Annotated in this window: 8 protein-coding genes; 5 read left to right on the top strand and 3 right to left on the bottom strand. The window is 72.6% G+C overall.

Going from position 1 to position 10581, the window contains the following annotated elements:
* Window positions 1-177 precede the first annotated feature (177 nt).
* The 4 genes from ACOZ90_RS13650 to ACOZ90_RS13635 are packed head-to-tail and all read left to right on the top strand — an operon-like array spanning window position 178 to window position 3478.
* The gene (locus ACOZ90_RS13650) at window positions 178-459 is read left to right on the top strand and encodes a DUF4190 domain-containing protein (protein WP_422894195.1); all 282 of its coding nucleotides are present in this window, start codon (window positions 178-180) and stop codon (window positions 457-459) included.
* Between the two features lies 1 nt (window position 460).
* The gene (locus ACOZ90_RS13645; protein WP_422894194.1) at window positions 461-1519 is read left to right on the top strand and encodes a quinone-dependent dihydroorotate dehydrogenase; all 1059 of its coding nucleotides are present in this window, start codon (window positions 461-463) and stop codon (window positions 1517-1519) included.
* A 7-nt stretch (window positions 1520-1526) separates the two neighbouring features.
* A complete protein-coding gene (gene murB / locus ACOZ90_RS13640; RefSeq protein WP_422894193.1) occupies window positions 1527-2567 on the top strand; it encodes a UDP-N-acetylmuramate dehydrogenase in 1041 nt (346 codons plus the stop codon).
* Window positions 2568-2581: 14 nt separating this feature from the next.
* Entirely contained in the window at window positions 2582-3478 is an 897-nt protein-coding gene (locus ACOZ90_RS13635) for a DMT family transporter (protein WP_422894197.1), read from the top strand.
* A 75-nt stretch (window positions 3479-3553) separates the two neighbouring features.
* Here the strand turns inward: ACOZ90_RS13635 and ACOZ90_RS13630 are convergent, their stop codons facing one another.
* The 3 genes from ACOZ90_RS13630 to ACOZ90_RS13620 form a co-directional block, all read right to left on the bottom strand.
* Window positions 3554-6922 (bottom strand): S8 family serine peptidase, encoded by a 3369-nt coding sequence (locus ACOZ90_RS13630; RefSeq protein WP_422894192.1) that lies wholly within the window; start codon window positions 6920-6922, stop codon window positions 3554-3556.
* Between the two features lie 196 nt (window positions 6923-7118).
* The gene (gene ispG, locus ACOZ90_RS13625) at window positions 7119-8420 is read right to left on the bottom strand and encodes a flavodoxin-dependent (E)-4-hydroxy-3-methylbut-2-enyl-diphosphate synthase (RefSeq protein WP_422894191.1); all 1302 of its coding nucleotides are present in this window, start codon (window positions 8418-8420) and stop codon (window positions 7119-7121) included.
* Window positions 8421-8490: 70 nt separating this feature from the next.
* A complete protein-coding gene (locus ACOZ90_RS13620) occupies window positions 8491-9051 on the bottom strand; it encodes a copper chaperone PCu(A)C (protein WP_422894190.1) in 561 nt (186 codons plus the stop codon).
* Between the two features lie 96 nt (window positions 9052-9147).
* Between ACOZ90_RS13620 and xseA the strand changes: the two genes are divergently transcribed.
* Window positions 9148-10479 carry an exodeoxyribonuclease VII large subunit gene (xseA, locus tag ACOZ90_RS13615; protein WP_422894189.1) on the top strand — a complete coding sequence of 444 codons (1332 nt, stop codon included), beginning with the start codon at window positions 9148-9150 and terminating at the stop codon, window positions 10477-10479.
* The last annotated feature ends 102 nt before the right edge of the window (window positions 10480-10581 follow it).

Below are 10581 nucleotides of genomic sequence, written 5' to 3'. Positions count from 1 at the left end.
CCCCCCCCCCCCCCCCCCTCCCCCCCCCCCCCCCCCCCACCCCCCCACCCCCCCCCCCCCCCCCCCCCCCCCCCCCTCCCCCCCCCCCCCCCCCCCCCCCCCCCCCCCCCCCCCCCCCCCCCCCCCCCCCCCCCCCCCCCCCCGCCGCCCTCAACTGTCAACGCAGAGCTCCGCGCCATGAACGTCCAGCACCGGCAGACCAGCGCCCTGGCCATCATCAGCCTGGTCTCGGGCATCCTCGGGGTGCTGCCGGTTCCGCTGCTGGCCAGCGTGGTGGCGGTGGTGACCGGGCACCTGGCACGGGCGGAAATCCGGCGCGCGCCCGAGCGCCATGACGGCGACGGCATGGCGGTGGCCGGGCTGGTGCTGGGCTACCTGATGCTCGGCCTGTGGCTGCTGGGAGTGATGGCGGTGCTGTTCTTCCTCGGCGGCCTGGCCTGGCTGGGCCTGGTGCTCTGACATGTATCCGCTGGCACGCGCCCTGCTCTTCCGCCTGGACGCCGAACGCGCGCACGGGCTCGGCCTGGCCGCGCTGCAGGCCGGCTGGCGCACGGGCACCCTCGGGCTCGCCGGAAGGACGCGGGCCACCTTTCCCGTGCATGCCTTCGACCTGGACTTCCCCAATCCAGTGGGCCTGGCCGCGGGCCTGGACAAGAACGGCAGCCATGTCGACGCGCTGCTGGCGCTGGGCTTCGGCTTCGTGGAGGTCGGCACGGTCACGCCCAGGCCGCAGGAGGGCAATCCGAAGCCGCGCATGTTCCGCCTGCCCCGGCACCAGGCGATCATCAACCGCCTGGGCTTCAACAACGATGGCGTGGATGCGCTGGTACGCAACGTGTCGCGCGCCAGGCGCAGCGGCCCGGGGCTGCTGGGCATCAACATCGGCAAGAACAGGGACACCCCCAACGAGTCGGCGCACGAGGACTACCTGCACTGCATGGAGCGGGTCTATCCGCTGGCCGACTACCTGACCGTCAATATCTCCTCGCCCAACACCGCCGGCCTGCGCGAGCTGCAGGAGGAACAGGCGCTGCGGCGCCTGGTGGCCACCCTGCGCGAGGCGCAGGAGCGCCTGGGCAGCCAGCACGGCAGGCGCGTGCCGATGCTGGTGAAGGTCGCGCCCGACCTCACCGACGACGACGTGGAGGCCGCTGCCCGGGTGCTGACCGAACTGGAGGTGGACGGGGTGGTCGCCACCAACACGACCGTCTCCAGGATCAGCGTGCAGGATCATCCGCTGTCGCGGCAGACGGGCGGTCTGTCGGGCGCGCCGCTGATGAACAAGTCGACCACCGTGCTGCGGATGCTGCGCACGCGCCTGCCCGAATCGATTCCGCTGGTGGGCGTGGGCGGGATCCTGTCCGGGGCCGACGCGGTCAAGAAGATGGCCGCCGGCGCCAGCCTGGTGCAGTGCTACACCGGCCTGGTCTACCGCGGGCCGGCGCTGGTCGGGGAGTGCGTGGAGGCCATCCGGCGCCGCAAGGAAGCCCCCAGCCGCGGCAACCTGCCGCCGCTGTGAGGCAGCCATGAGCAGCACCTGGCGGCTGGCCGAACGCGCGCCCCTGCGCGCGCGCAACACCTTCGGCGTCCAGGCCCACGCCGACATGCTGGTGGAGGTGCGCGACGCCGCGACCCTGCCGGAGCTGTTCGCCAACGCGATGCTGCGCGACGGCCCGGTGCTGGTGCTCGGCGGCGGCAGCAACCTGCTGTTTGCCGGCGATCCGCCCGGGGTGGTGCTGGCGCTGGACGGCCAGGACATCCGCATCGTCGAAGACGACAGCGCGAGGGCACTGGTGCGCGCCGAAGCCGGCGTCGAGTGGCACGCGTTCGTGCTGTGGACGCTGGGCCAGGGCCTGGCCGGGCTGGAGAACCTGGCCCTGATTCCGGGCACGGTCGGCGCGGCGCCGATCCAGAACATCGGCGCCTACGGCGTCGAGGTGCGCGAGCGCATCCACGTGGTGGAGGCGTTCGACCGTACGGCCGGTGCGCTGGTGCGCCTGCCCGCCAACGACTGCGCCTTCGCCTACCGCGACAGCCGGTTCAAGCATGAGCCGGAGCGCTGGGTGGTGACCGCGGTCGAGTTCCGCCTCCCGCGCACGCCCGAACTGCGGCTGGGCTACGCCGGGATCGTCGAGGAGCTGTCGCGCATGGGAATCGCCTCTCCCACCGCCTCCCAGGTGGCCGAGGCAGTGTGCCGGGTGCGGCGCAGCAAGCTGCCCGACCCGGCGGTGCTGGGCAACGCGGGGAGCTTTTTCAAGAATCCGATCGTGCCGCTGGCACTGGCCGAAGGGCTGCAGCGCGAACACCCCTCGCTGCCGGTGTTCCCGGGCGCGGACGACGCCAGCCGCAAGCTGTCGGCCGCATGGCTGATCGACGCCTGCGGCTGGAAGGGCCACCGCGACGGCGACGCCGGCGTCTCCGACCGCCACGCGCTGGTGCTGGTCAACCACGGCGGCGCAAGCGGGGCCGAACTGCTGGGCCTGGCCCGGCGCATCGCCGCGTCGGTACGCGCCCGCTTCGATGTCGCCCTGGAGCCGGAGCCACGGATCATCGGTGACCGCTGGTGAGCCTGCCCGTACCCATGCGCGCGGCGGCGCTGATGCTCCTGAGCACCGTGCTGTTCGCGCTGATGGTGCTTGCGATCCGGCTGGCGTCCGAACAGGTGCACGCGTTCGAAGTGGCGTTCTTCCGCTCGCTGTTCGGCATGCTTGCGGCGCTGCCGCTGCTGCGCCTGCACGGCATCGGCCTGCTGCGCACCACCCAGCTGCCGCGCTACGTGCTGCGCTGCGTGCTCGGCACCCTGGCGATGCTGTGCGGGTTCTGGGCCATCGCCAACCTGCCGCTGGCGCACGCGGTGTCGCTGTCGTATTCCTCGCCGCTGTTCGTGACCATTGCCGCGGCGCTGTGGCTGGGCGAACAGGTGCGCGCCCGGCGCTGGAGCGCGGTGGTGGCCGGCTTCATCGGCGTGCTGGTGATCGTGCGCCCGGGCACGGACGGATTCAGCTGGGGCAGCATGGTGGCGGTGACCGGCGCGGTGATCAGCGCGGTGGTGGCGATCCAGATCAAGCAGCTCACCCGCCTCGAGCCGGCCGACCGCATCGTGATCTGGACAACGATCCTGTGGGTGCCGATGTCGCTGCCGGCCGCGCTGGCGGTGTGGGAATGGCCGACCGGCATCACCTGGCTGTGGCTGGTCGGCGCCGGCGTGCTGGGCACGGGCGGGCACATGTTCTGGACACGGGCGCTGAACCTGGGCGACGTGAGCGCGCTGTCGCCGATCAGCTTCCTGCAGCTGCCGATCGTGGCCCTGCTGGGCTGGCTGCTGTTTGCCGAAGCGCTGGACGCGTGGACGATCGCCGGCGCCGCCATCATCCTGGGCGCCAACGGCTACATCGCCCACCGCGAGGCCGCCATCGCCCGCCGCAAGCGGCGGCCGGTCACCGGCGCCACCCCGGCGGCCAACAAGCCCGCGGAATAGGCCGCTCCCGCGGCCGGGCCGGAAACAACGCGGCCCCGGCACATGGCCGGGGCCGCATCGTTTCCTGGCAGCCGGTTACGGAACCACGTCGAGCCGGACCGGTGCCGCCGCCTTCGGCGTGACCGGATCGTTGCTGGCCACGCACACGTTGCCCCGGTACGTGCCCGGCGACAGGCCCGCCGCGCTGACCCGCACGCGCAGCGCGCGCGACTCGTCAGGCGCGACCCTGCCCGCCCCCGGCGTCACCGAGCCGATCCAGGGCGCGCCGCACGGCACGCTGCCCTCGATGCGCATCGCCAGTCCGCTGAACGCCGTGGCTGGCGCCCAGGTTCCGGCACCCGAGGGCGCGAGGGCGATGGTCATCAGGCCATCGCTGCCGTCGTTGGAGGCGAACCACAGCCACCGGTAGGCGGTCGGCGCATGGGCGTGGACGACCAGCCAGTAGCGGCCGGCCGGCAGCACCACATCCTGGCCAGCCTGGCCCAGATCGAGCGCGATGTTGTTGATCTGGCCGGTGCCGGTGATGGTGATTCCCGAACCCGTTGGCGGGGCGCTGTAGCTCCACGCCGCCGCCCCCGGCGAGCTGTACGGATTGCCCGCCGGAACACCACCCGCATCGGGGAAGATGCTCCACGACAGCGCGCTCGCCATCGCGGTCAGCCTGGACGAGGTGGCGACGAAGCCTTCGACCTGGATCGACGTCAGCGTGGTTTCGCCCGACAGGGTGAAGTCATCGGCGGCGAAGAGCGCGGGCTGGGCGGCGTTGTCGACCAGGACCGAGCTGTTGTAGCCGCTGTTGACGGCGCCGCGCGCGGCGTTCGCGGGCATCATGCCCGCAGCGCCGGTGTTGTCGACCGAGAACTCCAGGATCGAGCCGCCGATGTTGGCCACCGTGCCGCTGGTGGTGCCGATCCGTCCGCTGGCCACGCTGGCCTGGAGCAGTTCCGGCAGTTCGATCGCGGGCGGAGGCACCGAGACCGCCACCGGCAGCCGCAGCGCCGGGGTCGGCTGCGTGTTGCGACCCATTGCGACGGGCTCCAGCAACAGCGCGCCGAAGTTCCAGCTGCCGTCACCGGGCATCCGGCGGCTGTTGACCGTCACCTCGACCGTGACCGAACCGCCCGCGGGAACCCGGATGGTTCGCGGCGAGATGGTGCCGGGCACGCCTTCCAGCTGCAGCCGCCAGCGCTGCTCTTGATCCAGGGTGCTGCGGAAGGTGCGCTCGAAGGTGCAGCTGGTGAAGCAGCTGGTGCTGGCCAGGCCCGGCTGGTTGAGCGCGGACACGTCGCCACCGGTGGCCGGATTGGCCGCGAAGTAGTTGTCCGCGGTTTCATCCATCACCAGCCCGGCGTTGATCGCACGATCCACGCGGATCCGCCCCGTGCCCATGGCGAACGGCGTGGCCGGCGTCACCTCGTCCTCCAGGTAGACCTCCGGCTCGGCGGTCATCGCCAGCGCCGACTTGACCTCGGGCACCGTCCAGTCCGGCCGCGCCTGGCGCACCAGCCCGGCCGCGCCGGCCTGGTGCGGCGAGGCCATCGAGGTGCCGCTCTTCAGGCCCAGCAGGTCCTCGAAGCCGGTGATGGTGTCGCCCGCGTCGGCGGCGAGGATCTGCACGCCGGGCGCGGTGACATCCGGCTTGACCAGGTCGAAGCTGCCGGCCGGCCCGCGCGAGCTGAATGCCGCCAGCGCGTCGGCGGTATTGGGCAGTCCGACCGCCGGGAACCCGATCATGGCGGTCGCAGCCGGGTTGGCCCAGGCGAAGTCGCGCAGGGCGTCGCCATCGGCCATGTTGACCCCGAACACCGGCACCACCGCGCCGGGCACCGAAGGAATCAGCCCGGGGGTGTCGTTGTTGGACACCACCACCGCCAGCGCACCCGCGGCCGCGGCGTTGTTGGCCTTGTCGGTGAACGGGCAGCTGCCACGGCGCACGACCGCGATCGCCCCGTCGAAGGTGCCGGCCGGATACGCCGCGCAGCCGTCGCTGCCGCCGTTGAAACCGTCGCTCACCACCAGCGGGGTCGACCCGGGGATGGTGGCGGTATGCGCCGTGCCGCCCGCGCCCTCGTTGAGCAGCACCGGGGCCAGCGGCTCGGGAACCGGCTGCGGGCCGGTCACCTGCAGCAGGAAGCTGATGCCGCCGCGCCCGTGCTGGGCCGCGGCCGTGGACGACACCCACGGCTCCAGGTGGCCCATGGTGTTCGGCCCCGGGCCGCTGTTGCCGGCCGATGCGGCAACGAAGATGCCCGCGTCCACCGCCGACAGGAACGCCATCGAGACCGCCTCGCTCCAGGGCTGGGAGCCACCGCCGATCGAATAGTTGATCACGTCCACCACGCCATCCGCGACGGCCTGGTTGACCGCCGCGACCGCGGACACGTTGGGGCACAGGCCCTGGCCGGTGGCCACATTGGTGTAGCAGATGTCGAAGGCGACGATGTTGCCGCGCGGCGCCACCCCGGAAATGCGCAGCGGCAGGCCGCGATACTCAACGTCGCTGCGGTTGCCGGCGACCGTGCCCGCCACGTGGGTGCCGTGGCCGTTGCTGTCACCGAACCCGGGCTCCTCGCGGATGTTGGCCACGCCGCACAGGTTGGCCGGCGGCCCGCAGACAAAGTTGTAACCGCCGATCAGCTTGGCATTGCAGCGCCCCTGGTCGACCCCGCCCGGGGCGCAGGTGCCCAGGTAGCTGCCGTCGCCCAGCGGGTTGACATGCTGGTGCCCGTCGACCGGATCGACGCCCGCAAACGACGGGCTGCCGAAGTTGATGCCCGAATCGAGGATGCCGAACACCATGCCCTCGCCCTGATAGCCGGCCGGCGCGCCCGGATTGCTGCCATCCCAGACCGCCGGCGCGCCGACCAGCGCCGGGCCGGTGTCGGTGTCGATCTCGTACTCGCGGTACTCCTCGACGAACAGCACCTCCGGCAGCGCCCGCACGCGGTCGGCCTCGGCCACCGTCAGCTCGGCGACGATGCCGTTGACCGCGTGCTGCATGCGCGCCTCCACCGCCAGCGGGCGGCCGATGCGGCTGGAGATGTCGCGCTCGAACCGCACCTGGCGCTCGCGCAGGTAGTCCACGTAGCGGCGCGCCTCGGGGCTGCGCCGATCCAGCCGCGCCTTGCCGCGCAGGCCCTCGATCCGCTGCGGCGCGGCAAGGCCGCTGATCTCGCCGCGATAGGCGCCCAGGGCCGGTTCGCGGAAGACGACGATATGGATGCCGTCGCTTGGCGTGGGCGCCGTCCGCGCTGCGGGAGCCCCGGGAACCGCTGGCGGCGCGGCGCCACCGGCAGCGCCTGCCGCCGCGTGGAGCGCCCCTGGCCCGGACAGGGCGAAGCCGGCCAGTGACCGGCCTTCGGGAGTGAATGCAATGCCGCTGGCTGCGGCGGCCGCGGCCACCAGCGCGAGCGCGGCGACCGACCACTTCGTGAGTCGTGACATGTTGTATCCCCGGTTGGAAGAGACCTGCCCATGCACACCGGCCGGTGGCCGGATGTGCACACTCGACATCCAACAACCGATGGTCCCCCTCCACCGGGCGACACGCGGCCATGCCGCGACCCGCCACGTCCGACTCTACACTTGCAGCCGCGGATGTCGATACTGCGCCGCAGCAAGGTGCGGCGGACAGCCTGCCTCAGTCGGCCTGCGCGCCGCGGCCGTAGTTGCGCTCGACGTAGGCGTCCACCAGCTCCACGAACTCGCGGCCGATGTTCTCCCCGCGCAGGGTCACGGTCTTCTTTCCGTCCTCGAACACCGGCGCCGACGGCGCCTCGCCGGTGCCCGGCAGCGAGATGCCGATATTGGCGTGGCGCGATTCGCCCGGCCCGTTAACCACGCAGCCCATCACCGCCAGGGTCATGTTCTCCGCACCCGGGTGGCTGATCTTCCACTCCGGCATCTTCGCCCGCACGTGCTCCTGCACCACCTTGGCCAGCTCCTGGAAGAACTCGCTGGTGGTGCGGCCGCAGCCCGGGCAGGCGGTGACCATCGGGGTGAACGCGCGCAGGCCCATCGTCTGCAGCAGCTCCTGCGCCACCACCACCTCGGTGGTGCGCGGCGCGCCGGGTTCGGGCGTGAGGGAGATGCGGATGGTGTCGCCGATGCCCTCCTGCATCAGCACCGCCAGCGCGGCGCTGGAGGCGACGATGCCCTTGCTGCCGATGCCGGCCTCGGTCAGGCCCAGGTGCAGGGCGAAGTCCGAGCGCGTGGCCAGGTCGCGGTACACGGCGACCAGCTCCTGCACCCCGCTGACCTTGGCGCTGAGCACGATCTGCTCGCGGCCCAGTCCCAGCTCCACCGCGCGTTCGGCCGAATCCAGCGCCGAGCGGATCAGCGCCTCGCGCAGCACCCGCCCCGCGTCCCAGGGCTCGGCGCGCTGCGCGTTGTCGTCCATCAGCGCGGCCGCCAGAGACTGATCCAGCGAACCCCAGTTGGCGCCGATGCGCACCGGCTTGCCGTATTTGATCGCGAACTCGATCAGCTGCGCAAACTGGGTGTCCTTCTTCTTGCCGAAGCCGACGTTGCCAGGATTGATCCGGTACTTGGCCAGCGCCTCGGCGCAGGCCGGCTCGGCGGCCAGCAGCTGGTGGCCGTTGTAGTGGAAGTCGCCGATGATCGGCACCTCCACGCCCTGCATCGCCAGCCGCTCCACGATCCGCGGCACCGCCGCGGCCGATTCGGGGTTGTTGACCGTGATCCGCACCAGCTCCGAGCCGGCGCGCCACAGCGCGGCGATCTGCTTCGCCGTGCCGGCCACGTCGGCGGTGTCGGTGTTGGTCATCGACTGCACCACCACCGGCGCGTCGCCGCCCACGGCGACGCCGCCGATCATGACCTGGCGGGTGGCCCGGCGCGGGGCCGGCCCGTGGGCCGCCGCGACGGCGTCATGACAGGGAGGAGCCCCGACCGGGGAAATGGAGTGCGGTTCTGCGGACATGGCGGCATTTTACCGGCGGCGGGACAACGGCGCATGACAGCCGTGCCGCCGGGCATGGCGGCCTGATCGCTCAGTGGCCGTGGCCGTCACCGTGGCCGCCCGCCCCGGCGCCGGGCGGGCGCACGTCGAAGGTCAGCTCCACCCGGCCGGCGCGCTCGAACACCAGCGCCGCATCGACCTGCTGGCCGGCCTGGAGGCCTTCGCGCGGCTCCATCAGCATCAGGTGGTAGCCGCCCGGCTGCAGGGCCACGTGGCCGCCGGCGGGGATGTCCAGCCCGCCCTCGACCTTGCGCATGCGCATCACGCCGTCCACTTCCTCCATCGCGTGGATCTCGACCCGCCCGGCGGCACCGGTTTCCACCGCCATCAGGCGGTCGGCTTCGGCCCCGGAGTTGTCGATCCGCAGGTAGCCGGCGGAGACCCGCGCGGAAGGCGGCGGCTGGCGCAGCCAGGGGTCGTGGATGGCGAGGCCTTCGACACGCACGGCCTCGGCGGCATCAACGCCGGCGCCGGCGGAGGGCTCGGCCACGGCGATGGAGCCGGTTTCCGCGGCGGGCTGCGGCGCGGCGCCGCAGGCGGCAAGCGCAAGGGCGGACAGGCTGGCGGAGAGCAACAGGGCGCAAGGCTTCATGCGTGGATTCCGTAGGGGCGGACTGGAGCGCCCATTGTCGCCCACCGCGGACGCGGCCGCCTTTGGCCGCGGCGGGCCACGGTCTATCCTGTGCCGATGAACGACGCGGTCACCGGCGAGATCCTCAGCCCCTCCCAGCTCAACACCCTGGCCCGGAGCCTGCTGGAGGACACGTTTCCACTGGTGTTCGTGGAGGGCGAGCTGGGCAACGTGGCGCGGCCGGCGTCCGGGCACCTGTACTTCACCCTCAAGGACGCGCGGGCGCAGGTGCGCTGCGCGATGTTCCGGCCCAAGAGCACCTGGCTGAAGTTCCAGCCGCGCGAGGGGCTGAAGGTGCTGGCACGCGGGCGGCTCACCCTGTACGAGGCGCGCGGCGACTACCAGCTGGTACTCGACTCGCTGGAAGAGGCCGGTGAGGGCGCGCTGCGGCGGGCGTTCGAGGAGCTGAAGGCGAAGCTGCAGGCCGAAGGCCTGTTCGATGCGGAGCGCAAGCGTCCCCTGCCCGCCCACGTGCGCCGGCTCGGGGTGATCACCTCGCCCAGCGGCGCGGCGGTGCGCGACGTGCTGAGCGTGATCGGCCGCCGCTTCCCGCTGCTGGAGGTGGACGTGCTGCCGGTGCCGGTGCAGGGCGAAGGCGCGGCGGCGCAGATCGTGCAGATGCTGCGCAGTGCGGGCACCAGCGGGCGCTACGACGCGCTGCTGCTCACCCGCGGCGGAGGTTCGCTGGAAGACCTGTGGGCGTTCAACGACGAAACCCTGGCGCGCGCGGTGGCGGCCTCGCCGGTGCCGGTGGTGGCCGCGATCGGCCACGAAACCGACTTCAGCCTGGTCGAGTTCGCCGCCGACCTGCGCGCGCCGACGCCCTCGGCGGCGGCCGAGCTGCTGGTGCCCGACGGCGCGGAGCTGCAGGCGAAGCTGCGCGCGCACCAGCGGCGGCTGCTGACGCTGGGCAGCCACGCGATGGCGCAGGCCGCCCAGCGCGCCGACCGCGCCGCGCTGCGGCTGCACGCGCTGCGGCCGCAGGCGCGGCTGGAGGCGCTGCGCCAGCGCAAGCAGCAGGCGGCCCGCCGGCTGCAGGCCGCCTTCATGGTTCGGCTCGAGCGCCGGCAGGCGGCGATGCGCCATGCCCAGGGGATCCTGCGCGCGCACGCGCCGCGGCGGCGCCTGGCTGTGCTGGGTGAGCGGCTGGCCGACCTGCGTCCGCGCCTGCACGCCGCTCTCCCCCGCCAGCTGGAACGCGACGCCCTGAAGCTGGCCGGCATCGCCCGCGCGCTGGAAGCGGTGAGCCCGCTGGCCACCGTGGCCCGCGGCTACGCGATCGTGCAGCGGGAGGATGGCCAGGTGGTGCGCAAAGTGGACGACGTGCAGCCCGGCGACGTAGTGGCCGCACGCCTGCCCGACGGCACGCTGAAGCTGGAAGTGCTGTAGGAGCGCGTCTTACGCGCGAAGCCGCGTGAATCCTGGCATGCGGGCAAGCGCCGGTTACGACGGCCTGTCCGAAGCCGCGCGGCGTAGATCGATGTCACGCAG

The organism is Luteimonas dalianensis (assembly GCF_049339425.1).
In the GTDB taxonomy this organism is placed as follows: Bacteria; Pseudomonadota; Gammaproteobacteria; order Xanthomonadales; family Xanthomonadaceae; genus Luteimonas; species Luteimonas dalianensis.
This window is presented reverse-complemented; position numbering and strand designations above follow the sequence as displayed.

Bases quoted from the DNA above. Each gene is read 5' to 3' on its own strand.
- ACOZ90_RS13650 (WP_422894195.1), top strand. From the start codon at position 178: ATGAACGTCCAGCACCGGCAGACCAGCGCCCTGGCCATCATCAGCCTG.
- ACOZ90_RS13645 (WP_422894194.1), top strand. From the start codon at position 461: ATGTATCCGCTGGCACGCGCCCTGCTCTTCCGCCTGGACGCCGAACGC.
- murB (WP_422894193.1), top strand. From the start codon at position 1,527: ATGAGCAGCACCTGGCGGCTGGCCGAACGCGCGCCCCTGCGCGCGCGC.
- ACOZ90_RS13635 (WP_422894197.1), top strand. From the start codon at position 2,582: ATGCGCGCGGCGGCGCTGATGCTCCTGAGCACCGTGCTGTTCGCGCTG.
- ACOZ90_RS13630 (WP_422894192.1), bottom strand. From the start codon at position 6,922: ATGTCACGACTCACGAAGTGGTCGGTCGCCGCGCTCGCGCTGGTGGCC.
- ispG (WP_422894191.1), bottom strand. From the start codon at position 8,420: ATGTCCGCAGAACCGCACTCCATTTCCCCGGTCGGGGCTCCTCCCTGT.
- ACOZ90_RS13620 (WP_422894190.1), bottom strand. From the start codon at position 9,051: ATGAAGCCTTGCGCCCTGTTGCTCTCCGCCAGCCTGTCCGCCCTTGCG.
- xseA (WP_422894189.1), top strand. From the start codon at position 9,148: ATGAACGACGCGGTCACCGGCGAGATCCTCAGCCCCTCCCAGCTCAAC.